Raw genomic sequence first — 25,968 nt, forward strand, 5'->3', positions numbered from 1 at the left:
AGGTATCGTCCTTTTTTTGGGAAAAAATTATCTTACATCTAATAATAATGGTTGATAGCTGCTCACTTTTACTATGGAAAATCCAGGTAAATTTAGGATAAAATTCAAATAAGTGAACTGGCTATTCTACTCACTCCCAACCTCTACTGGTAATATGAGTTATGGTTAAAGCCCTCATACAGGGCTATGCATGCTATTGATTTAGGCTCATATCTTAGGGGAGTTCTCAATGTCTGCAACAAATTCTGTTTGAGGAGCTGTCAGCTCAGAGGACCAAAAACTATCTGGATGCCATTTTGTATCCTGCTTATTTTGAATGGTGTAATCTATAAAAATATCTTTAAAAAGTTTGAGCCATTCTGCATGCCACAAATGAGTAGATAAAAATTTTGATAGTTTATTTACTTGCTTCTCTTCAGAATCATTTTGTTTTACAGATACTGAATTGTCTTTATCTGAAATTGAATAACTAAAAGATCTGGATTGAAGTCGGTAAAAATCTTTTTCCATACTCCAGACAGACTTTAAAGAAATTGTAGGCTTTTCAGTTGACACAGGCATATCCGCCATGACTCTTTGACAAGCTGTTTTGATAACAGTAGGAGTGTATCCATAGTTTGCCAACAAAGTGTCCATATAATCCTGCATCAATAATTTAAGATCTTCGATATCGTTTGTATCATTAGGAGCGTATTTATCACTCATAGAGCATAATTGTTCCATATCTCTAATAAAATTATTTAAATTAGGGAAAAACCTTTCTACAACAGGGTAGAATGACACCTTGGCGGGTAATTCCTTAAGTTTTTTATCACTTACAAAATGATGCGAGAAAAATTCTTGGCCTTCTTTAATATCATCTTTAGATAAATCAGCTGAAAGAAAGCCAAAATAGCCACGTGCAAGCAAATAGGAAAAGTGCTGTAAGGGCTTTGCTGAACTACCAACATTTTTTGCTGGAATATTCATAGGTTCATGAACTATATAGCCATTTTCATCTTGTCTATACCAAGTTTCGATTTCACGGTAAAACTTACTGGCATTTATATCCATGTTCCTTTTCATTGCTATGATATCGTATAAAGTTGGCATAAAGGTTCCAATAATAAAATACAAAAACGCATCATGTTGCTTCAATGCGAAATGGCTATTCTAACGGAACATTTTTGCAAAAACATTATTTTTGAAGTGTAGCACTGCATCGTTATAAATTCCGGGACATCTATGCCCCTGAAATTCACACGCATTTTGTCCTGCGCCCTTCTGGCGTCATGACTAAAATTCTTCCCTAAAAACCATCGAATAGATTCATTAATTATCCATAATTATATTCCATATAATTATCTAATTGGGGTGGCTCTTTTTTTGCTTCTCTATTACCAAATAACCCCAGGTTAGGCTCCCCTGAGAAACTCATCTTTTTTGCTGATGGTTTTTGAAGATCATTTTTATAATTCTCTTCAATCACCTTCTTGACTAAAATATTGGAGTAAAGATTCTTTGTTTGTTTAAAACCCTTAGGCGCCCCATCTGCTGGTGGTGTCATTCCATTATGATCGGCTAAATATTGTGTAATCCATGCCTCTTCATATGATTTACCATCCATCGCAACAACAGGGTTTCTATATATTTCATTAGTTTCTTTACAAATCAAACATGGGGGTAGTTGAGCAACATTTACCCCAGGACGTTTGTAATGCGTTAATAAATCCTTCACCAATAAATTGGGAATTAAATCTTCCTTTGTTAATGGCTTTCGTGATAAAGGGTCCATTTTTAAGTGAGTCGCTGTTTGTATGTCGTAAGTAATACCCGTAGGAACAATAACGGGCTCTTCAATGGGAGTGAATGATACTGAATCTTCAAACAGCTCTTCTACTTCATAAGGCAATTTACCAAATTTAAATAGCAAAGGATTGATAACTTCCGGTCGTCCTTCTGTGATTAATAAAGTAAGAATTTCTTTTTGTTGGGTCTCAATTAGTTTTTTGAAATATTCCTCACCCTCTTCAAGGGTAAAATAGGACATCGGCGCGCCAGCTTTTAACAGAGCTCGGGCTACTTCGATTTGATCTGCCTGTAATGCATGGATCAAAGGAATATCATATTGAGAAAGCATGGATTTATCATTGGGATGAAGGACTGCAATTGCCCCAATGCAGTTCCAGGCTTTACGAGTAACTGCCAGTTTCATGGGTGACAAACCCGATTTATTCAACATCGTCAAACTGGCTCCATGATCGAGCAGTAGTTTGATAAACTCAATACTCCCCTCTTCCACCGCTTTATGCAATCCGGTATTCCCATTGGCATCAAGAGGAGTATTTGGAGAAACTTTTGCCTTTAAAAATTCTTCCACTGATTTTAAATTTCTCTCTGCAAATGCTTTTTTGTAATTTTCCCTATTTTTTTCTTCCATCATTTTCTCAAGGGAGTACTTTTCTTCAACTAACATTTTAACTAGGCGATTTTTGTATAAAGGCCTGTTCAGCTGTTGGTGACCACAAGGAGTTTGGTTATTGTTTTTTTGCAAATAATCAGTAATCCATGCTTTTTCGTACGTGACTCCATCACCAGTAACAACTGGTTCTTTATAGACCTCGTTGGTCTCGGGGCATATTAAACAAGGGGGGACATCCATAAGATTAACATGAGGATGTTTATAATAAGCCAACAAATCATAGACGATGAGATTTGGAACTAATTCACTCTGTTGCAATGGTGCTCTGGTAATTGGATCATGAACCAGCTTTTTGATATCTTGTGCGTTATAGGTTGTCCCTTGCTTGGTGATAACGGGATTTGTTAACTCTTCACCCATAATAATTTCTTCAAAATAGTCTTTTACTTGATTAGGTAAAACACCAAATTTCATTCGAAATTCGTTACTTCCTGATAATAAAACATAAATCATATCATTCCATTGATTAGTAACCATTCGGTGGTAATCTTGCACGCCTTCATCAGTATTAAAATAACCGGGAAGTACTTGCATACCTTGTCTTAGTAAGATCTTCAGTATGTCTGGCTGATTCGCTTTTAAAGCGTGCATAAGAACTAATTGATATTGAGCCATATTACTTTTATCAGGTGGCCGTTTTTCCAAAATTATTTTGATTAGATCCCAGGACTGCAACTTCAAGCCCAACTCAATAGCTGTTAATTGATTAATGTCTCGTGCATTAAGTTGAATATGGTTATCTAAAAATAATTTAACCATATCCGCCCTCTTATGAGTAATGGCGATATGTAATCCGGTCTCTTTATTGGGGCCCAGTAGAGCATCCACAGAAACCTCCTTTCGAGCCAAAGCACCGGCAACAAGGAAAAGGTCGTTATTACTGATTGCAACTAAGTACATTAATTCTTGAACCGCCGGGGATGTGGATAAAACGGCGAGCATTTCATCCTGCTTGTTAGCTACCAGTTTTTCAAAATAAAGTTTACCTGCAAGAGTAGTAAAATATTTCAACGAGGCACCAGCATTAATCAAAACTTGAACCAACTCAACCTTATGGGCACGTAAGGCAGCGAGTAAGGCCGCATCAAGAGATTCGTTATGTTCAGGATCATTTTCGACAATTGTTTTAATACAGCTCCAGGCTTCATTCTCCAACGCCAACTTTAAAGGAGTTTTACCTTGTTTATTTTTACGATTTGAAACAGCTCCATTTTGCAGTGAAAGCCGAATTAATTCTAAATTTTGCGTTTTTACACCTATATGCAAGAGGGTATTGAATTGAGCATCAACGACTGTATTAACAGATACCTTAGCCGCTAATAGTTGAGTAATTTCAGCAATATTACCCTGCTGAACCGCTTCTTGATATGCCATTCTTGGAGATACTTTTTTCGCGATCTTGGGTTTGTCTATCTCCATTATGTTATTATTATTAATATTATTAGAAATTTCCCGCTTGTTCCCGTAATCAGCAATGAGTTGATAGCACTCCCAATCCTCTATTTCCGCTGCCAATTGAAGTGGTATCCTCTGTTTTTTATCGGCAAGATTAAGATTAGGTCCATATTGTAATAATAACGCAATTAATTCTTTATTTTGTTGTTTTACTGCCTGATGCAGTGCTGTGCTCGACTCACTATCAATGATCATGTCGACGGATGAACCTGATTCAAGGCATTTTTTTACTTGGGTAAGTTCCCCTCTCTTCACAGCCTCTATGAATGGATTTGTCACCGATTCGTTTTGAGAGGAATGGAAAATTTCCAGCAAATTCTTATCAGCTGCTTCGAGTTTCAGATTGTTATTGAGCAAACAAAAATCGGCAATGATGGATAAACATTCATAACTTTCATTCGAAGCCGCTACCTGAATAGCGGTTAAACCCTTTCTGTTTTTAAGACTAATATCAGCATTATGTTTTAATAATAATTTTAGCAAATCTTTATTTGCTACCATAACGGCATGATGCAAGCCTGTATTCAAATCTTTATCGCGGATATTAGGGGAAACTTTATTAACAGTTAAGCAATGTTCTACAGTGCTGGTATCGTTATCGGATAAAGCAGTTAAATAAATTTCACGTACAGATCTAGTAGCATACACAGCGGTATTCTCCTTAAGAATTAAATTATTGAGGTAGAATTTCTACATTCCACCTCAAAGAGTGAGTTTCTATTTTTAATTATCATTAGAAAAATATGTGGTGATGATGGTGATGATGGTCAGGTATTGATCTACTCTGATATGACGCTTCATGGGTAGTACGCCCTTTGAGTAATGAATCAACCTTTCTCTTGAAAAAACCCACCTTGTTCACAAGACTCTGATAACTCTGACTAATATCCTCAATGCGTTCAGCCATGCGAATGGTATTTGCCACCTGGGATTTGACTTTGTGATGGATGGCTTCACTGGCATTAACCTGTTTTAACACATCCATTAGTTCTTCAGTCGATAATTCTTTTTGGAAATCTCGTAATGCCAAAAGTCCTTTACGTACTCGCATTAAATAGCTGGTCGGCTCCCCCGCTTTAAGCGCTATTCGGATATGCTTTGTTAACAGAAGATCAAAGCTGGTATTAAACAACTTGTTTTTTATAGCCGCTTGAGGGATATCGGACAGGACGTTCGCCAATTGCTTTAACTCCACCTCATTGGGAGGTTGCAAAGACATTTCACCAAAATCATACAATCCCAGCTGATGGTTCTGATGGCGCAATTGATTACCATGGCGGTCGGAATCAAAACACTCCCCCTGAAGAATGTTAATGAGCTCCACCGTGATGATTGCTTTAGCAATGGCTCGGCGAATTTCGTTGTCCTCTGGAGTTTGGTTAGGAAGCTCATTAAATTCGGTTCCATAAATACGTTCGATGAACCGATAGCCTTCCCCACTTTTAATCAAATGAGCCGGATTCATGGCAAAAGTATGTGATTTACCATCAACGTTCACTGTGATGGAACGGGCGTATAGCTCGGCTGCAATCTGGTTTTGCTGTTCACTTAACTTCCTGTCCATTTCAATTTTCGATAGTTCTTTGGCTTCACTGATAATCGATAAAATACTCTCCCGAATGGGTGTCATATCGACGTGCGAACAAGACTCAATGGTTTTTTGCAAATGCATAAAACCTTCTTGCGCATTTTTTGCTGCATTTTCACGCAGCATCAATAGCACCACGTCCTGTCCATTTTCTAACTCTGCTTCCAGTGCTAAGTTATAAGAGGCTGAGCCTAAAAGGGCACCGACACGTTTAATCATTTTGCGATCGTCACGAGAAACCACTTCGCGCAGGAGCCGCCACAATTGCCAACGATGGGGTGGGTTCGCTCGTCCCTTCAAGTGATCCAGATCGCGGCGAATATGCTCAGGTGTATTCGGATGACTATGCACTGCCTGAGCCAGTTTGACATAGGCAGGTCCCATGTGTTCACATAACATGGCTAATTTTTTACCCGCACTCGGTGATTGCCCAGCCCCATTCGACTGATTGGTGGCTACTAACATTCCTGCTAACAAATGGCTGCGAATGTATTTATCCGCTGTGTCCAGATAAGCTTTCAACAAGGCGTAAGCAAAATTTTCCTCTTTATCTGTTTCGGCATGCGGGAATAATTTATGAGCAACGTAGGAAAAGGCCTCTTCGTAGGCATCTTCCATCTCATCAGCGGTTTTTACTTTATTGGCAGGAATAAGCAAGTGATCCACAATAACCGCTCGCTCTTCCAGGCTCACATCCCAGAACTGCGCGTAAAAAGTTCTTAACATTAACGCAATAGTTCCTGGCTTTTCTTTTTCAATTTCTGCCAAATTCTCACTGTAGCCTAACAGTTTTGCCAGCTGGTTTATTTTATTATGGCTTAATAAATAACTGGAAAATTTATCTGTGGTTTGACGACTGATAGGAGAAGAAATAAATTCCAGAAATTCCTTTATGTCGTTCTTGTCTTCACTTAGTTTCCGTGAAGCTGCGGCCAGGCTACTAATAGAAAAATCGATCTTTTCCTGTTGATGAGTCGGTAAATATTTATCAGGCTCTAACAAAATGCCTAAATGTTCAGTTACTTCCCACTGAGATTCGATTGCATTGGCCAATCGCGAAAGCATTAATGTGACATCTCGTTGTGACATATTTTTATACAGACGATTAATCACGGCAATCATCTTTTCTTTATATTCCTGAGATTGGTCATCCTGACCATATTTTTCTCTTAGGTCTTTGACTAACTGCTCAATGGCTTCATTACGCAGAGAAATATAGCTAATCGGGAGACTGATCGCATTCTCTACGAAGAGAAGCTCTTCCAATGCTTGGATACGCTCATCGCGGTCTGAAATCCCTTTTATCCGTTCGATAACCAGTTGAGCAAAATGCTCTTGCACTTCGGTAGAAGGAAATATCAGTTGTGAATCAAACACACGATAGATAAGGATTAAATCATTCGGTGTTAAATGATTTGTTCCATTAACGTCTTGAGGTAAATACCAGAGGAATGATTTAAATATGTCAGCACGATCAACAGGATTGTGCACAAACTGAATGGCAAGTTTCAGTAAGGCTATTGTCTCTTGGGTTAATACCTTATAATTTCCATATTGTTTGATATGTTCCTTAAAAAAGCCAGGTGCAATAGAATATCTCCGCCCCCAATCATCATCTATTTTAATAGTTAAAGGGAGTAACTGTTCCAAACAATCAAGACTGAGTGATTCAAAAGGCAAGCGAAAAATCTGAATAAATGCCTGCGGCGGAATTTCATGAAAATACATTGAGATAGTATCAAGTAATTTCAGTTGTTCTTCCGTGGTAAATAAATCAAATTTTTTGTCCTGAAACTGCTGATTAATAAAAAATTGAACATAGGGAGTGTTATAATGTAATGTCGATTTCATTTCATTAGAAACCTGTTGCAAGTGCTCCAGATCTCGTTTATCTTCTCGTCCCAGGAAAAAGCTTTTCACAACGGCTTTCTCTTCTGGAGTCCCATTCATGGCTATATTGGTAAATTCAGCAAGCAAAAATTGAATGGCCAGGTTGTCAATATTGCGAGTCTCATATTCTGAAGGTTTGACTAATACAGGCCAATTCAAATCATAATACTGCTTGAATTTATTTTCAAAAGAGTCCTCACTAAAAAACATCTCGCAGTTGACGTTAAATTTCTGAAGCACATTCTCAGATAAAAATGTCAATATAACTTCAGAGTAATTATTACTGCCATATGCGGCAAACTGTTGAGGCAATTGAGTAATCGGTTTGTATTCACGATAATTAAGGGCGAAAGACAATAGTCTTTTTTCAGGAAATAAAAGCCATAAGTTTTGATCGCGAGTCACGCCAAGGCGCCATAATGTCTCAGCAATAATTGAGCTCTCATCTTTTTGTGCCCATTCAAGATGACTCGACCAGGGCACCTCAGTCACATTATCCTGCGGTACAAAAGTATTCCACTCAATGTGTTCACCAATAATTGAACCAAAAAATCGCTCGTTTCCGACAGGCATGCGCTGATGCACTTTCTCAAATTGATAGGTATGGACTCTTGCCCGACCATGCGAATAGTCAAGATGACCTATGTATTTTTCTTGCAACCCCTTTAGTGCCTCCGCTGCCTCTTTCGCTTCCTCAAAGTTTTTTGCTTTAACGAACGCATCAAATGCATTGTTTATGACCTTGAAAACTCCAAGTGAGGGTACCCGGACGTTATCATCTAAATAATTTTGACTCGTGAAAGGTTGATGAATAAGAGCCAGATAAACACGTTCAAAGGCTGGGATTCGCAACTCAAAAGCTCGTTCAATCAATTCTTCCGCTGCTTTTTTCACTTCCTCATCGTTCAAGTTAATATCCATCGCATACAAAATCCGACAGAAATCCCTGACCTTAATTCCAATACTATAGGTTACTTCATAAGGTAATAATTCAACCGTTAGCTCTGCTAATTTTGACTCTAAAAATTTGAGTTTTGCTACGGTATTCTCACACGCATCACATTCTTTTTTAAAGAAAATTTCTCGGCTAATCGGAGCAACAGCTTTTAAAATGGTATTTGGTAAAGACGTTTGTTGTTTTTCATCGCGTTCATTTTCTTTGATGGCCAACCAGGTTAACAAATTTTTTATACGTTGATGGTAATCGGCCAAGGCCCCTTGTCGATAATCACGAACCAAATAAGAGCGATTGACATGACTAACATCCCATTTATGTTGCTCTTGAAAGTTGATGCTTTTTCTTAAGTAACTAATACCTGCTGGTATATTATGGCATTGTTCAATCGTTAATTTATCGAGTTTGAATTGCTCACTGGCTGAAATCTCATAATAAATTCCAACACCTTCGTGTTTCATGTAAAGTAACTCATTGGCTAAAGCGAACTCTAACTCTTCAACCGTATAAACACCATCTCGCATTTGCTTAAGAAAATCGCTGTGAATGACAATCGCGGGTTTAGTGAATCCGGCCAGCGAATTAACTAATTTATCGCCCGTAGTTGTAATAAAAATTTCAATGGGTTCTTTGAAATTATCGGGACGTAATTGATTAACCAATTCAGTAAGGAAGGCTTTCGTATCTTCGAATCCTGCTTCATCCAACGAATGCAACTGATGTTCTTCCATAAGCATTTGTCTTCGTTTTTCTATGTCGCCGTTCCCTGTCATCTGATAATATTTGTTCGCGTCTCGCATCTTAGTACGTAGATCATAATCAGCATCCGTAAATTGGATGGATTCCCAGGTTGCCCCTTCCGGGTAAGAAATATAAAAATAAGGTAAGGAATGATAATCCTCTGTAAAACAGGCTATCCCATTCCATGGGTCTAAAAGGATCCCCCCCCATTGACTGATGTCATTGAGAGGGCTATCGGGATTACGGCCAATGACCAAAAACGTGTGGCCATCTGCCGGATTACCATTATCATCAAAGTACTCAATACTAATTTTCTCAACGATGGTATTACTATCAATTAAATATTCATCATATAATCTTTTAAGAGCAATGACGGTATGTTCATCACAAAAACCCGTACTGATTTCCGGTTTATCAAAATATTCTGCTTTTGCAAATATATTTGATTTTTGGATTGTTTCTATAACCTTTTTATCACCCCCTCTTTGAAAAAGCAGAGCATTTTCTCGCTTAAATTGCTTTTGAAAGGAATCTCGATGTTCAACCAATTCAAGGTTTTTTTTAAACCGATAAGCTAATTCTTTATCGGTAATCGTTAATTCCTCTCCCTGGCACAAAATGTGGATGAACTGATCGGCATGTTTTTCAAGATATCCATCCATTTCAGTGACGTTAATGACGCTGCTTCCTCTTCCCAGCAGTTTTTGGGCTCTTGCAATTTTTTCACATAAAATCGAAGATTGTTTGAAGATAATTTGCTTGAAACTTTGCTTCTGATTATTGTTTAGATTGTGCGGCGATTTTACCTGCTTATCGAGACAAAATTCCTTGAAACTCTCGTTAATGAACTCAAAAATATAGTACTCGATTTGCTTTTGTTTTACATAGTTTTCATACTCTTCATACTTCTTATCATGAGCATCAAGATATTCCATTTCGTATATACAAGATTCCAATTGCTCCTCTTCCGGGGTATTTGCCCTTCTGGCCTGTTCATACGCTTTTATTTTGCTGCGCTCAATCTGTTCAAACTCTTCATATCGATTCGCTGCCAAAGGAATTTTTTGATTAATTGAATCTTTAATCTCAATACATTTTTTTAATAATTTGGTTCTCTGTTCTTTATCTTTCATATGAATCTCGTTAATAGTCAGTTTACAAACAAGTAACTTGTTAAAATTTGAGTACTTCGTGTATAAATAAAAACTATTAATCGAATATTAAGAAAATATTAAGACCCATATAAAGGTATCGTTCGCCTTTTACACTACGTTGCATTTTCATCTTATCAACCTAACTTACTGTATGTTTGAATCTTTTTGCTACGATATGGATACAGTTGTTATTTTTATCTTCAATAATGAGAGAACGTTACACGCTATATGAAAAAATTGACTTTGCAGAAACAGCGACCTCTTTAAAAAGATCACTAGCTATGCTGTCTTAGGTAATGTACGTGACTCTCAACAGAATAGATTCCAGTTGAGACTTAGCTAATCTCAGACTAGAGAAAAGAGTTGAACGTTTGGGGGTCAGGAGGAGTTGTAGCTATTCTAACGATGTCAATAACTCCCGAAGGTGGAAATTGAAATAAATTTCTTCCTCGAGAAGAAAGAGTAATGCTGTTATCTGTGTTTCGCTCATTCATTTTTCTATTTGGAGCTTCAATTTGTGGCTTCTTACTAATAACTAGCTCAGGATTAGCGGTACTAATTCCTAAGTTGTTGGAAGCTGGATTTAAAGCCTGGAAAAATAAAACAATCATGTAAAAAACATTTTTGCGAACACATTGTTGAATTATTACACAATGAGAATAATTTAACAATAGGAGAAAGAACTTTTTTAAATTTTTTAAACCGTGCCTGGAGGCCCACCGAGTTGTTGACAGAATCAATGTGTTTAGAAACTTATCATTCACTATAATATAATTTCCAGTTTCCAATTTGGAAATCGGAAACTATTGATGTATGTAATCAACTCATAAATTCAATACGGATGATGTTTTTATTCAAGGGCTCTCATTTTTTAAATAAAACTATGTCCGCTTTGAGCGTTCCATAGTGTATTATAAAAACCGCCAGCCTCAATAAGCTGTTTATGGTTACCCATTTCGATAATTTTACCATTGTCCATAACTAGTATTTTATCCATAGACAAAATAGTTGATAATCTATGTGCTACTACGATGACCGTACGATTACTCATAGCAATGTGTAATGATTCTTGGATTAGCTTTTCTGTTAGAGAATCCAGTGAACTAGTGGCTTCATCTAATATCAAAATAGGCGCATCTTTTAAAATAGCTCTTGCAATAGCAATTCTTTGACATTGTCCGCCGGATAATTTAATCCCTCTTTCTCCAACAGGGGTGTCATATCCTTGCGGTAAGTTGAGAATAAATTCATGGGCATGAGCTTTTTTAGAAGCATTAATAACATCCTCATAACTGGCGCCAATTCTGCCATACAGTATGTTTTCATAAACAGTTCGATGAAACAAACTAGGGTGTTGAGGTATAAACGCTATGTTTTCTCGTAAGCTTTGTTTGTTTATCGTGCTAATATCCTGTTGATCTATTAATATTTTTCCGTTTTGGACATCATATAGACACATGATTAGTTGAACCAGCGTACTTTTTCCGGCTCCACTGTAACCAACCAAACCGACTTTAGAGCCTCCCGGTATATGTGTGCTTAAGTCTTTAATAATATCTACAGATTTATATTTAAAACTAATATGATCAATGAGGATTTCACCCTGAGTAATGTTAAGAGACGGAGCTCCTGGGTTTGGTTTTTGATAATGCTCTGTAAAAATCGTATCAATGGCTTGTTGACATTGTCCTGCTTGTTCACCCACAACCAATAAGCTCTCAGTAAGAAACCAGATCTGATCAATCACTGTAATTGCTAATATAAAGATAAATACAAAATCCCCAACAGAAATTGTTCCTTTATTCCCAAGAAAAAGCAGTAACAGTATTGAAGCCCCTTGTAAAATCCAGGCAAACCCACCAAGTAATGACGCATTGAGCATATTTTTAAATTGCATGGATTGATCGTGTTTCACAGCACTGGCTGTTGTTTTTTCTAAATATTGCGCTTCGTAGTTTTCTCTGGCAAATAAAAGCATGTTGACCACGTTGGAAAAACAATCAACAATGTTTCCTATATTTTTTGCTCGTGCTTCAGCATAGGCTTTGGCATAAGGTTTAATGCTGTATGAACAATAATATGCAGTGGCAATAAACACGATTGAGATAAGGAAAAAAATCAAGCTGAAATAGGGACTAACCAAACTCACCATAGCGATAGAAAGAATAATGGTTAAACCTTGCCTGGATATATTAAACCAAGTATTAACAATATTCTGGATGTTACTTGCTAAATCAGAAATTTTAGCAGAAATTGAACCACTTAAATGATCTTGAAAAAAAACGTATGACTGCTCTCTTAAATATGCAGTGGTTACAGTAATGATGTCCGCTTTTATTTTGGGTAGTGACCGCAAAACGATATAATTATAAAGACGCCATATAAAAGTTATTACAAATCCCAAGATAATAAGCAATAACGCAGGTCTTAAACTCACATCAAGAAATTGTTTCGTTTCGGCATGAGCGACTGCATCCAAAAGAATTTTTAAAACATAGGGCTGTAACACATTATGGATAGATGAATAAATGCCCACAAGCAACATAGCAAAAAACCACCAACGATAAGGAATTGCTATTTCGAAGAAAAAACTACGAAAATTTTGTGGTCTATTTACTTTTTTTGACATTAAAATCCTATTTAAATCTTTATCTTAAGCACTGAATGAGGAAAAGTTATAGAAATTTGTTGTAGTATAGCAGTTCCTAATCAGAAGATTTAAGACATTATGAAATGAATGTGTGCGTTTAATTTTTCTAATTTCTTATCCTTATTTCTCAACTGTGGCGGCACTACGCTGTAATAGGCAGTTTTAGACTATTCCCGATGAATTTGACGCTTCACAATATATTGATTTATAACGAATTTAAAACTAGACCATAAGGCTTCGAACCAAGGTTTCGGGAGTTCGAGTCCCTCCGAGCACCATTAAATTTCCGATTATTATATTGCATTAATTTCACACCATGTTGAGTCTGTGCGCATAGTGCAAAACCATTTCATACATCAGTCTGCAATAGAATTATATAATTTTATATTCTTCATCAATTCCACTCCTAAAATTTAATTCTCATTAATTAATACTTGCTTTTTATAACACAATATGAATAATAAATGACTTACTGCGCTTAATGTGAACACAAAGCAAGGAGGGAAGACCCATAGCTATATAACCATTTTTCAAAAGTAAATAGGACATTTCCTCATAAAAATAGGTCATTCTGTCAGAAAAAAAGACGGAAATTGTAAATAGCCACTATTTATTAAATCAAATATCGGGTAGTACTCAGCAATCTAACTTTTACATGCAGTGAAATAGCATGTAAATTATGACAATGATATTTTACTGATACTGTGACAGGTAAGCTCATCTTCCCGATTTATCATTTTATAATTGGGAAGAACTAATATGTACTCACATTTATTCGCAAATAAAAAAGAAACTAAAGTCAAGCAACTGAAACAAATCATCACACGCACAAGATTAGATTGGTCAGATTTTATATTGCTTACGACCTCACTATTAAAGCAGCTTATCGGCACTCAAATTCAAGATAAGTTATATGAAATTGAGCATCTATATCTGGATAATCGAAAAGAGGAAGCAATACAAGCAATTTTGACTGTTTGCCAGACTGAGACTTCCATTTCTTATGATAAAGCGCTACTAAATGCGATTTGCACCCAGGCTAATCATTTAACCAATGATCCGATGAAATTAGAGAGTCGTCGATATTTTGAAACAAAATTTTCTTTAAATATTTGGCAATCACTTGAGCAAGAGGAATTTTCTACCTTAACAAAACTATCTGCTCTCGTTCATGATATCGATCCGACAATTGATATTCCGAAGAGAGTTAATACATTAAAAGAGGCTGAAATTGTCATTGGTAGAATGGAACAAATTTGGGGAACAAAAGAGATCCAAGATCAAATGCGGACAATAATGAGTTCTGGATTATTTCAACGTAAAGACCGTGGGACTACTCGTATTGACGAAGAAAACGATATAATTGGAAGTTCTAATTTAGGGATAATGCATTCCTCAGCGCCTAATCCAGACAATGCATTTCCAATCGTCAGGTTCAATCGACATCCTGATGTTAATCTTATTAAACCTAATCATAAAAATGGATATTCCGCCACAAATACCCATGTGCCTTTCGTCTGCTCCTTATCCGGGCATACGGGTGTTTTGTTATTAACAATACGGCGTTTTCTTGATAAATACCGAAATGATGATCAAGAAGTAAAGGAAAAAGACATCAAAAATCTCATAAAGATATTTTTTTCATTCACATGTAAGTCAGGGTTTCATAGTTATGGGGAAATATTTACTGTGTTACGTGATCCTGAAGTACAGAAAATGGCACTCTCCAATTATATCATTCCTTCCAAACTTTCTTTCCAAGAACAATGCTTACATAATACATATCAATTAGCATGTGATTATGCGTACCAGTTACAAATCAAAAAAACGATTAATCATGAGATTAGCACCACCCCTAACCTTCCATCAGAACAGTCGCGTTGGTCATCCATACAACAAAATATCCATGAATCTCATATTAGGAGTAAAATGACAGGTCATTGCCAAAGTACGACCACGACTGTCCCATTAAAAAATACCTGTCATTCCGAGCATACCGAGGAATCTCCCGCAAAATGGCAAGTTCTGTGTTAGTAGTGCATTGGTTAAAAATTTTTTTCTCTTAAAAACACATAGGCACACGTCTTATCGCTTTTAAATTCACCTTTTCGGTACATTGTGTAGAAAATTCAGGGGTTTCACCAAAGGTTACAATCAGGGGAAGCTAACCTCTATCCCTCTGTATCCGCGTTTCAACCATAAAAAAATTTATGTCCATTATAAAAATATTAATGCATGAATTAATGTTCAATTAATATATATACTGCATAATATATTGCTCAGTAGATTATTTTTTTATCTATTAAAGCAATCTTAAGTTTCAATTAATGTCAATGTGAGTAAATATTATGTTAGAAAAGAGAGTCTTAAATATTACTACCGATGAAATTGAAAATGATTTTCAAAAGAAAATTGAGGAATATCTTCATAGTAGTAATTCAGTGACATCCTACTATGCAAATATGTTTTTTACAGATTCTATGTATACCAGTCGTTCTAAAAATAAGAGCGTTTGTATTATGTATCGGGGAACAACTCAAACACCAGAAAGTGTGTTCAAAGAAGGATTTATTCCTAAATACGATAACCCCAAAGATCCTTCAGAGTGCATCGTTTTAAGTACTAGCCCATACATTGGAAGTTTATATGCTGATATTCAGTCAACAATACAGAAAAAAACAGCATATGTATATGCTACCTTAATTGATCCGGAAACTGCTGCGTATTTTGGACAAACATTAGGATTTAGTTCAAGTAAAAAACCTGATGGAAATAATGACTTAGGGCATATTGATTTAATGGAATATCGTTCATCCGCTATTTCACCTCTACACATTCTTGCTGCAAGGACTAGTGATGCTCAAGGAAAAGGACCTGATGACGTTCTCTATGTTAATGGCTCTGCAGAAGAAAAGTTCAAAGCTCTCCTAACAAAGATAAGAGTGGATGACTCAAAATTCAGAGAGTTTATGACTAAACCAAGTCACCAAGTAAAAAATTGGCATCCTCACGATCGTCGCGAAGGAACGCTTGATAAAGCCCCTTTTGTACCCGATTATTTTTAATCACCTATTTGATAATAACTCCTTTCACTTAGGAGTTATTATCATTAATTTAAGGTTAGTTTTGGGATCAGATCTAAGTCGTCCAGCATTTTTACAGCACGTGGATCACCTAAATTCGCAGCAAGAGTTAAATAATACTCAGCTTCCTTATGATCCTTTGGAATACAGCCTTTTCCAAAAGCAAAAGATATTCCTAAACTGATAGCAGCATCGGCATCTTCTCGTAAAGCCGCCATTCTAAAATATTCAATAGCCAACTCGGAATTTTTACTAATACAACCTAATCCATCCCTAAAAGAAGCTCCTAATTCTCGCGCCGCTATATTATCTCCACGTGTTGCCGCCAACTTATAATTGAATATCGCCTTCTCCTGATTTTGGGGTATAGCACCTATTCCATCACAATAAGAAAGTCCTAACAGTCGAGCTGCCCGGTTATCATTTCGATTTACTGCCATATTTAAATAATAAATAGCTTGCTCACAATTTTTTTGTATACCCCCACAACCATCCCTCAATGAGATACCCAGTTCCACCGCTGCATTATTACAACCGCTGAGAGCAGCATCTTGATAATATTTGATGGCTGTAAGAGAATCAAAAGGATAACCATATAATCCATCTCGATAAAAACTTCCAAGCAATTGTCTAGCACCATTATGATTTAATGTTGCTGCTTGTTCACAAAGTGTTTTCCCTAGTTCGATATTCTGATACTTACCCTTATTTTTTAAATATAATTTAGCAATATGATATATAATTTCAGAATTTCCAGGATTATTTTCGTTGTATCGGATCAATTTCCCATAGAATAAATCAATTTCTTTTTCATCTATAGAAATTTTTTTATCTAGAGCCTCATCAATAATCGCCATCGCCAGAAAAATTTCTCGCGCATCTTCTTTAGGATAAAACCCATAATTTGTTTTGCATTGTTCTATCCAGTATATTTTATTGGATTTCCTGTTGATTCTTGAAAATACATCTTTCTCATTTTTTTTATTAAAAAACGAATAAATATGAGTTAGCACTTCAAGTGGTAAATTATCGAACATTTACTTATTTTAATATTAAGAATATCTATATTTTATTCAATGTAATTTCTATTACAAGGCTTATTAGTCACGACGCATCAATAAGGTCAGGCTCGATTGATAGTTACGTAACAAAACCTAAAATAACCCTATCGTTGATAAATACCGGATTGGAGAATTTAACTCAAATGAACTAATACAAAAGACCAAAGTATTTTAATTATTAAATTCCGCCAGTATTTTCAGCTGGAGGAGAAGGAGCTTCTAAAGGTATATTCGATTTTTGAGTTTCATTAGGTGAAGAAGAGTAATGTGAATAATAATAAACCAGAATAATTGCTAGAATGACAATGACGATGATTGAGACAATCCCTCTGTATTCGTTTTCACGGTTTTTCCTTTTCATAATTGTCCTTAGAGTATCTCCATACTACTTAATTATAGTATTAATTTGAGTTAGGGCCATGCTGAAAACACATGTTTACTCAAGACAATTGTTTTTACACAAAGAACTACATACTCAATAGAATTTAACGAGAATCAATAGGGTCAATCTATGATCACGAGCTATCCAGGCAGGTTTTATTTAATCATTTTTGCCACTTCATAGACTTTTTTTCTTATCTCCTGTATCGGTTTGGGAATATTACAGAGCAACACATAAAATATTTTTTCTTCCGGCCACCAGCAATAATCGCTGATAAAGCCACCCTGCGAGCCCGTATGCCCGACCATTTGATGACCAATTGAATCTTGATTGATAAACCAGCTTAGACCAAGTCGTTGCGGAATTTCATCTTTCCAATCAGGGAATGGGTATAGTGTTCTTGATTTATCTATCCATTCAACCGGCAAGAATTTATGCTGTTGAATAGCCTGTTCATAGTTCCATAATTCTTCCACGCTGCTCCATACTCCTCCGTTACCTGCTGCCGCGAATGTTGGCTCTTCGCCATAATCCAGTTCTTCAAATTCTTTTTTATCATTCAATACATAACCATGTGAAACACCTGTTTCAGGATGCGGACCGTCAGTAATAGTGGAAGTCTTCATATCGGCGGGCTTATAAATATTCTCACTGATATATTCCTGCCATTTTTTACCAGTTACTTTTTCAATGATCAATGCAAGGCCATTAAATGCGGGGTTGGAATAACTGTACTTTGTTCCCGGCTCAAATTGTAATGTATCAGTTTGCTTCAACGGGGTAAAATTCTCTTCGTCTTTAGCGGTAAGATAAAAATCATGTTGCTCTTTCACGGGCCGGATATCAGGAATGCCGGATGTATGGGTGAGCAGGTGATAAAGCTTTACTTTTTTTACTATCTCCGTATTCTTAAAATCGGTAAAATATTTATACAGTTCATCATCCAATGATAGTTTTCTTTCTTTGGCAAGTTTTAGTATTCCATAAGCAACAAAGGTTTTGCTGATAGAGCCGACATTAAAAAGCGTCTTTGTATTAATAGGCTGTTTTGTTTTCATGTCAGCCAGGCCAAAGCCGTCCATGTAGATAATCCGGTTATCTTTTACCACCAATGCGGCTCCTCCCGGTTCGACAGGGTTGAAATAAGATTGGAAGATGGTCCGTAACTGCATAGTTACTGTATTTAATTGTGCCGTTGTACTCATGGAAATGAGCATTAATATGAGATAAACATATTTTCATAATAGCATGAAGATAGCGATTAACATTGAAATGCCTAGGATGTACACCAATGAGATCAAGAAAAATTTTCGCAACATATTGATTATTAATTTTTTTAAAAATAAAAGTATCAGGCTTCGGAGGTTCAAGTCCCTCCGAGCGCGCCATTTAATCCTTTTAAAATCATATAAGTATAAATTTTAGCTCATCTTCATTGCCGCGGAGCAACATAATCTACCAGACTAAACAATAAACAACGTAACGAGTTCTTGCTCCTCTTCGTGTTGGCGCTTCTTCGTATGATGGGTATTTGGCGTGAAGAACGCATTCTTGTTGCTTTCGACAGGGGCATTCGCCTTTGCAAAAGCGCTTATTTCTACTGCATGAACTCCAGTTTCTTTCTCCAAAATCAGATTAACCAAATCATCTGGTAACGGTATGTCCTTTAGTTCCACATGTGCTTCATTAATCCATGCCCCCATATGCTTTTTCAGCTCTTGCGTTGTTGCATGGGTGCTGGGTTCATTGTTGGCATCGACAATTTTAATGAGGGAATGAGGCCGTGCTTTTCCTAAGGCAATAAGCTCCTCTGTAGAGCGATTGACAATATCGCTTTCAGATAAAGTGATCGTGGTTACTGCAGATGGAATTGCTGCTAAAACCTGGGCCAGTTCGGCGCCGGTTCTGTTGTCAAGAAAATTTGAATTCAAATTAAGTGTGGTTACACCCGCTGGAATTGCCGCGAAAGCTTGGACTAGTTCAGCAGCAGTTTTGTTGCCAAGGCTATTCCAACTCAAATTAAGTGTGCTCACACCCGCTGGAATTGCCGCGAAAGCTTGGGCTAGTTCAGCACCGGTTTTCTTGTCAAGATAATTCCCACTTAAATAAAATGAGGTCACGCTTGCTGGGATTGCTGCGAAAATTTGTATTAGTTCGGCGCCGCTTTTCTTGCTAAGAGCATTCCAGCTCAAATCAAGTGTGGTCACTCCTGCGGGAATTGCCGCGAAAGCTTGGACTAGTTCAGCAGCAGTTTTGTTGCCAAGATCATTCCCACTCAAATTAAGTGCGGTCACGCTCGCTGGAATTGCCGCAAACGCTTGGGCTAGTTCAGCCCCGGTTTTGTTGTTAAGGCCATTTCCGCTCAGATCAAGTGCGGTCACGCTTGCTGGAAGTGCCGCGAAAGCTTGGGCTAGTTCAACGCCGGTTTTGTTGTAAAGGTTATTTCCTCTCAAATAAAGTGCGCTCACACCCGCTGGAATTGTCGCGAAAGCTTGGACTAGTTCGGCTGCGGCTTTCTTGTCAAAGCCATTCAAACTCAAATAAAGTGTGGTTACGCCTGCTGGGATTGCCGCGAAAATTTGGGCTAGCTCTACAGCAGATTTGTTACCAAGATCATTCCCGCTCAAATCAAGTGTGGTCACGCTTGTTGGAATTGCCGCGAAAGCTTGGGCTAGTTCAGCGGCAGTTTTGTTGCCAAGACCATTCCAGCCCAAATTAAGTGCGGTCACGCCCGCTGGAATTGCCGCGAAAGCCTGAGCCAGTTCGGCAGCGGTTTTGTTGTGAAGACCATTCCAGCTTAAATCAAGTGCGGTCACGCCCGCTGGAATTGCCGCGAAAGCCTGAGCCAGTTCGGCAGCGGTTTTGTTGTGAAGACCATTCCAGCTCAAATCAAGTGCGGTCACGCCCGCTGGAATTGCCGCGAAAGCTTGGGATAGTTCGGCATTTTTATTGCCAAGGATATTTAATTTGTAATGCATCATTTAATACCTCTGTTAAATAGAATGAAATAGTCATCCTGATAAATAACCAGGAACCACCCTTCTCCTTGGTTCTTACTTTTATGGGGTGGCTTTATGGTTTCGCTATCGTTGACTGAATTAATTGTCGGGGTAAATATTTTTCTCTACTCGTACAAGTTAATTGCAAATTGTATTTTGTTTGCTCTTTTATTCAAATCGGTGAAATTCGCCCATTGACATGTACTCATAACTCTGGTAGCAGGTTAATTGAGATTTGTTGATAATGATGTCGAGAGAGGGAAGGCTTGCAGGAATTTTGTTTTTACCTAACTTTGGAAAAGATACAGTATTTGAGAATAAGAAGTACTGATGATAAAGAATTAGATAAGTTGCTATAAAGCCACCATATTGGCAATTTTTAAAGTTCGAATTTTAAACAAAGTGGAGCATAACCATAGTTGTTCCGCAACTTAATGATTTTTAATACTATTTTTTCTTCTTGATAAAATTGGCTTCGAACCGATGTATTGGGAATTCGAATCCCTCCGAGCGTGTCATTTAAGCAGCATGCCCAATAATACTTTTAAGATTAAAATTTTTGCATTTCCTTCAAGTTATAGTGATCTTGCAATAATACCCAGTTTGATTAAACTAATCGTTCATCAGATCAGACATGGAGGTTTGAATTATGGATTCATCGTGTTACTGGTTAAAAGTATCCATTTTAGGCATGCTTTTATCATTAATTGTGGTGCCTTTCTCTATTGCAAAAGAGTTTGATTCCGATCTGTTGAAATCAATTAAAACAGTTCCTGTGCCACTTAAATCCGAATATCATCAAAATGCATTGGAAGATGAAGGAATAATTCAGGTTGTGGATGGTTCAGCTTGCGCTGAATCCAATCGTTCCGGAACCGAAGAAGCAATTATCTTACAAGGAAGTGTTGATTTACCGGACTACGCAACCGATGCGACTGTCTTTTTGAATGGGTGGGATACTCGTTATTTAAGCAGCGATCATCACATTGGGCGTGTCGCTGCCATAATTAGAAACATCCAACAGGATAACTCTCGTTTAACATGGGAAGCTGTTGGTTTATTACGAGATAAAAATTTTGATGATGGCTATCGGTGGTGTTATCGCTTCACGGTGGTTGCATGGAATCGAAATCAAATCGATGCTCGAGTTTTGGGGCATAGAGATAATACAACCTTCTCTTTTTATGAAGAGCATGAGCATGTCGCTTTGGTTTCTGCTGCTGGTTTTCTTAATCATACTTTCTTGACCCGAGATATTAAGGCTACTGTATTACCCAGAGGTTTTGTTTATGGTTGGGAAGAAGGATTTAGTCAGGCAGATCATCATCTTTTGCAAATAGCTTATAATCTTGATCATAGTGAAACGTTCATTCAGGCGGGACGTAATTGGAGTGGTCCGCCACCTTCCATTACGAACAGTCAAGCATCTAACTTTGCTAGCTGGGAAACTCTGGGTATTTTTAAAGACAACAGTACTAAACGAGATTTTAGATTTGGTTCTGCAGTGACTGTGCTTGCCGGGCGCGGAGTGGAAACCAAACAACCTCCGTTTACGATTATTCCTAAAGAAAATTATGGCAATTGCGGCGAATTAGGAGGAGACGTAGTCACTCAAAACCTCGTGATAGAAAACGTCCCTTATGATTATGCAATCCCAGTACTAACAGGATGGGAATTACGCTATCCCTGCAAAGACCATCATGTCAAACGTCTTGGGGTGTGGTTACATGATATGAGTTATGAAAAAGCTGCAGGAAGCTCTGTAGGGACCTTGCGCTATAGTATTTCCAGCATATTAAGAGATAAAAACACGGTACCATTACATATTCCACGCCATAAGGTCTCAATCTTAGGAATGAATATCACACCAGCTCGTCCAGTTCCTATCCCCGATAAGGAATCATAAAATCCAAGGTTGGGCCCTTTCGCCCAACCTATTACCCAATCAGGTATCATTTTATGCTCCAATTCGAATATTGAAGCAGGTTGAAATTTAAATGAAGTGAGTTAGATAATTGAACACCTTATTTAAACAACACAACAAATGAGATTGACTTATAACTTTAAGAGTAGTATCCTAATCTCAGCTAGAAAATGTCTATTTTATTCTCTCCAAATCGTCGTTTTATTCATTTAATCCCACGTTCTGAAGTTTTAATTCTTGACCGGTTTTCCGGCTAAATTCGCTTATACAAGCATTATAATAAACACTTAAGGATACTTATGTCTAAAACAGTAAATGGAGTCGTTAAATGGTTTAACGAATCCAAAGGATTTGGTTTTATTGAGCAAGAAGCCGGTCCGGATGTATTTGCCCACTTTAAAGAAATATTAAGTTCTGGCTTTAAAACCCTCACAGAAGGTCAGCGAGTACAATTCATTGTGACGCAAGGAGCAAAAGGTCTCCAAGCACAAAATATAATAGCTCTTTAATTTAAGTAGCTAATATTATTTTTACCACTATATCTCCCTGTAGTTGTAGTGGTGACTTTAAGGAAACGACAGTAAGACAAAAAAAATGGCAATTAAGCACCCATGGGGGAAGCAGCTTCATGATTCAATCAGAACACACCGACCAACACTCTTCATTCTCTCAACTCCCTCTTCGTCAAGAATTAATAAAGAGTCTTGCTTCTGCAAACTATGAAAACATGACTCCAATCCAAAGGCAGAGCTTGCCCATTATTCTTAGAAATGAGGATATTATTGCTCAAGCAAAAACAGGTAGTGGAAAGACCGCTGCATTTGCATTGTCTTTATTAAATAATTTAAAAATTTCTTTTTTTGCAGTACAAGGCTTAGTTCTTTGCCCTACCCGTGAATTGGCAGAACAAGTAAGCCAAGTCATCCGTCGATTAGCCTGTTTGATGCCTAATGTCAAAATTATTAATTTATCCGGTGGTATACCGATGAAGCCTCAGCTTGATTCATTACGGCATGGAGCTCATATCATTGTAGGAACGCCGGGGAGAGTTCTTAAGCATTTAAAAAACGCCTCTTTAGACTTATCTCAGGTAAAAGCTTTAGTGTTAGATGAGGCAGACAGAATGCTGGATATGGGTTTTTTTGATGACATTAACAACATTATTTCGGTTTGTCCCAAACAACGCCAAACGCTACTTTTTTCTGCCACATATCCTGAAGAAATCAAACAGCTTTCAAAACAATTTATGAAGGACTCGAAAGAAGTTTATGTGGAAATTCCTCCTGAAGAAATTGATATTGAACAACATTTTTATGAAGTCCCGAAACAAGCGCAGAAATTTCCCTTATTAAAATCATTATTGTTGCACTATCAACCCGTTTCAACGTTAATTTTCTGTAATACTAAGCAACAAACAACGGAAGTCAAAGACCAGCTCATCCACGAAGGCTTTAGTGCCATCGCTTTAAATGGAGATATGGAGCAAGTCGATCGTGATTTTGCTGTCTTGCGTTTTGCCAACCAAAGTTGTTCTATTCTTGTCGCCACTGATGTTGCAGCACGAGGACTTGATATAAAGGAACTTTCTGCAGTGATTAATTTTGATCTCGCTTTTGATCATGACGTCCATATTCATCGTATTGGTCGAACTGGACGCGCTGGGAATAAAGGCATTGCCTTAAGTATTATAACTCCTGCAGATGCACAACGCATTTGCGCAATTGAAGATAGCCTCCCACACCCCATTCATTGGGGAAACATTAATGAATTAGAAAAGCACCCCACTACTCGTTTAGTGCCAGAAATGGTTACACTTTGCATTGCTTCGGGTAAAAAAGATAAAATTCGCCCCGGTGACATCCTTGGAGCATTAACCAAAGATGCAGGATTAACAGGCAACACAATTGGCAAAATTAACATTACCGCCATGTACTCCTATGTTGCAATTCACCACAGCCAAGCAGATAAAGCGTACCAATATTTACAAAGTGGAAAATTGAAAGGACGCAAAGTTAATGTACGTAAAATAAATTGAATTTGCAGTTACAATGGAACACCAGGTTGCGAACAACAAGGTTTCCTTATAGAACCTCCAGAGAAGATGTAGACTATACAACTGAATTACATCAAATAAAATATAGGAAGCAAATAACTAAGTTACTCTGAAGATTCTTGGATAAGGAGTGATATCGGTAACGATGCACTCTAAATATCAAATGATTTCAACCTCTTCTGCTTGAGGCCCTTTTTGTCCTTGTACTGCTTTAAACAAAACATTGGTACCTTCGGAAAGGGTTTTAAAACCTGTCGATTGAATTGCGCTAAAGTGCACAAAATAATCTTTCCCATTACTTTCAATAAAGCCAAAACCTTTGCCCTCATTAAACCATTTTACTTTTCCACGTAATTTATCTGACATTTAATCTCTCTCATTTATTGTATAGGTATTTAAATTATAACAAATTGAATTGGCTACTGCGAACTAAAAATAGTAGGTACTTAGATTCTAGAATAAAACAGGAGAACTGGGGGAGTATTTTTTGCGAACAAAAGCGTAAAGTACCCCGTCACATCAATCAGGCTCATCCCGGACACTCTTTCCCAAGTCAATATGCTCTTCTGTGAGACGATTTACATAAATCGGACAGGACTTTACCAAACAGTAGCCAGCGTAATGCCCATGTGCTTTTGCAGCTCATGCGTTTTTGCATGGTGGCTGGGTTGATTGTTCTCGTCGAGAATTTTAATGAAGACATGGGGCAGTACTTTTCCTAAGTCAATAAGCTCCTCTGTGGGGCGATTTACAATATCTTCTTCAGATAAAATAACCGTTGTTGCCGCAGCTGCCGCTAAAACCTGGGCTAGTTCGAGCGCGGTTTTCTTGTAAAGATCATTCCCGTTCAAATTAAGTAAGGTCACATGTTTTGGAATTACCTCTAAAACTTGGGCTAGTTCCGCAGCAGATTTGTTACCAAGGACATTCCCGCTCAAATTAAGTGAGGTCACGCCCTCTGAAATTGCCACTAAAGCTTGAGCTAGTTCAGCGCCGGTTTTGCTGTAAAAGACATTCCCTCTCAAATTAAGTGAGGTTACCCTCGCTGGAATTGCCGCAAAAATTTGAGCTAGTTCGGCGCCGGTTTTCTTGCCAAGGAAATTCCCGTTCAAATTAAGCGAGAGCACGCCCGTAGGAATTTCCGCTAAAGCCTGGACTAATTCGGCAGTAATTTTGTTGTGAAGTTCATTCCAGCTCAAATCAAGTGAGGTCACATCTGCTGGAATTTCCGCGAAAGCTTGGACTAGTTCAGCAGCGGTTTTATTGCCTAGGTCAGTTAATCGGTAATACATTACTTAATACCCTGGTTAAATATAATGAAATAGCCATCCTGATAAACAACCAGGAACTACACTGCTTCTTGGTTCCTACTTTTATGGGGTGGCTTTATGCTTTCCCTATCTTTACCTGAATTAATTACTGGAACAAATACCTCTCCATTCGATTAAATTTATTTCGAATTGTATTTTTATTTGGGTTTTCATTTAAATCGGCGAAATTCGCCCATTGATATATAGTCATAACTCTGATAGCAGATTAATTGGGATTTGTTGACTCGAACAGGGAGGAATG

General features: G+C 37.5%; 16 protein-coding genes. 5 read left to right on the top strand and 11 right to left on the bottom strand.

The window, feature by feature from the left end; all coding sequences use genetic code 11:
* Positions 1–207 precede the first annotated feature (207 nt).
* From FOLKNPGA_RS12220 to FOLKNPGA_RS12240, 5 genes are all read right to left on the bottom strand, one after another.
* Positions 208–1,092 (bottom strand): hypothetical protein, encoded by an 885-nt coding sequence (locus FOLKNPGA_RS12220; protein ID WP_182350163.1) that lies wholly within the window; start codon positions 1,090–1,092, stop codon positions 208–210.
* A 223-nt stretch (positions 1,093–1,315) separates the two neighbouring features.
* On the bottom strand, positions 1,316–4,564 hold the full coding sequence (locus FOLKNPGA_RS12225) for an ankyrin repeat domain-containing protein (RefSeq protein WP_182350164.1): 3,249 nt from the start codon (positions 4,562–4,564) through the stop codon (positions 1,316–1,318).
* Between the two features lie 85 nt (positions 4,565–4,649).
* On the bottom strand, positions 4,650–10,223 hold the full coding sequence (locus FOLKNPGA_RS12230) for an ABC transporter (RefSeq protein WP_182350165.1): 5,574 nt from the start codon (positions 10,221–10,223) through the stop codon (positions 4,650–4,652).
* A 371-nt stretch (positions 10,224–10,594) separates the two neighbouring features.
* Positions 10,595–10,855 carry a hypothetical protein gene (locus FOLKNPGA_RS12235; RefSeq protein WP_182350166.1) on the bottom strand — a complete coding sequence of 87 codons (261 nt, stop codon included), beginning with the start codon at positions 10,853–10,855 and terminating at the stop codon, positions 10,595–10,597.
* Between the two features lie 260 nt (positions 10,856–11,115).
* Positions 11,116–12,873, bottom strand: a complete 1,758-nt coding sequence (locus FOLKNPGA_RS12240; RefSeq protein WP_182350167.1) for an ABC transporter ATP-binding protein — start codon at positions 12,871–12,873, stop codon at positions 11,116–11,118.
* A 780-nt stretch (positions 12,874–13,653) separates the two neighbouring features.
* On the opposite strand from FOLKNPGA_RS12240, the gene FOLKNPGA_RS12245 reads away from it, so the two are divergent.
* Entirely contained in the window at positions 13,654–14,928 is a 1,275-nt protein-coding gene (locus FOLKNPGA_RS12245; RefSeq protein ID WP_182350168.1) for a hypothetical protein, read from the top strand.
* Positions 14,929–15,242: 314 nt separating this feature from the next.
* Positions 15,243–15,959, top strand: a complete 717-nt coding sequence (locus FOLKNPGA_RS12250; protein ID WP_182350169.1) for a hypothetical protein — start codon at positions 15,243–15,245, stop codon at positions 15,957–15,959.
* A gap of 44 nt (positions 15,960–16,003) precedes the next feature.
* Here the strand turns inward: FOLKNPGA_RS12250 and FOLKNPGA_RS12255 are convergent, their stop codons facing one another.
* The 4 genes from FOLKNPGA_RS12255 to FOLKNPGA_RS12270 form a co-directional block, all read right to left on the bottom strand.
* On the bottom strand, positions 16,004–17,014 hold the full coding sequence (locus FOLKNPGA_RS12255; RefSeq protein ID WP_182350170.1) for a tetratricopeptide repeat protein: 1,011 nt from the start codon (positions 17,012–17,014) through the stop codon (positions 16,004–16,006).
* Between the two features lie 202 nt (positions 17,015–17,216).
* Positions 17,217–17,399, bottom strand: a complete 183-nt coding sequence (locus tag FOLKNPGA_RS12260) for a hypothetical protein (protein WP_182350171.1) — start codon at positions 17,397–17,399, stop codon at positions 17,217–17,219.
* 176 nt (positions 17,400–17,575) lie between these two features.
* Positions 17,576–18,625: a serine hydrolase gene (locus tag FOLKNPGA_RS12265; protein ID WP_182350172.1), complete on the bottom strand. Its 1,050-nt coding sequence runs from the start codon at positions 18,623–18,625 to the stop codon at positions 17,576–17,578.
* Between the two features lie 258 nt (positions 18,626–18,883).
* The gene (locus tag FOLKNPGA_RS12270) at positions 18,884–20,401 is read right to left on the bottom strand and encodes a hypothetical protein (protein ID WP_182350173.1); all 1,518 of its coding nucleotides are present in this window, start codon (positions 20,399–20,401) and stop codon (positions 18,884–18,886) included.
* Between the two features lie 667 nt (positions 20,402–21,068).
* On the opposite strand from FOLKNPGA_RS12270, the gene FOLKNPGA_RS12275 reads away from it, so the two are divergent.
* The 3 genes from FOLKNPGA_RS12275 (at position 21,069) to dbpA (ending at position 24,378) form a co-directional block, all read left to right on the top strand.
* Positions 21,069–22,325: a hypothetical protein gene (locus FOLKNPGA_RS12275; protein ID WP_182350174.1), complete on the top strand. Its 1,257-nt coding sequence runs from the start codon at positions 21,069–21,071 to the stop codon at positions 22,323–22,325.
* 317 nt (positions 22,326–22,642) lie between these two features.
* On the top strand, positions 22,643–22,852 hold the full coding sequence (locus FOLKNPGA_RS12280; protein WP_027228556.1) for a cold-shock protein: 210 nt from the start codon (positions 22,643–22,645) through the stop codon (positions 22,850–22,852).
* A gap of 119 nt (positions 22,853–22,971) precedes the next feature.
* The gene (dbpA, locus tag FOLKNPGA_RS12285; RefSeq protein ID WP_182350175.1) at positions 22,972–24,378 is read left to right on the top strand and encodes an ATP-dependent RNA helicase DbpA; all 1,407 of its coding nucleotides are present in this window, start codon (positions 22,972–22,974) and stop codon (positions 24,376–24,378) included.
* Between the two features lie 177 nt (positions 24,379–24,555).
* Here dbpA and FOLKNPGA_RS12290 read toward each other — a convergent pair whose 3' ends face one another.
* Together FOLKNPGA_RS12290 and FOLKNPGA_RS12295 are read right to left on the bottom strand one after the other, a co-directional pair.
* Positions 24,556–24,762 carry a cold-shock protein gene (locus tag FOLKNPGA_RS12290; protein ID WP_182350176.1) on the bottom strand — a complete coding sequence of 69 codons (207 nt, stop codon included), beginning with the start codon at positions 24,760–24,762 and terminating at the stop codon, positions 24,556–24,558.
* Positions 24,763–24,995: 233 nt separating this feature from the next.
* Positions 24,996–25,688 (bottom strand): hypothetical protein, encoded by a 693-nt coding sequence (locus FOLKNPGA_RS12295; protein WP_182350177.1) that lies wholly within the window; start codon positions 25,686–25,688, stop codon positions 24,996–24,998.
* Between the last annotated feature and the right edge of the window lie 280 nt (positions 25,689–25,968).

Origin of the sequence: Legionella sp. PC1000 (assembly GCF_014109805.1) — a bacterium.
GTDB classification, from domain to species: Bacteria; Pseudomonadota; Gammaproteobacteria; order Legionellales; family Legionellaceae; genus Legionella; species Legionella resiliens.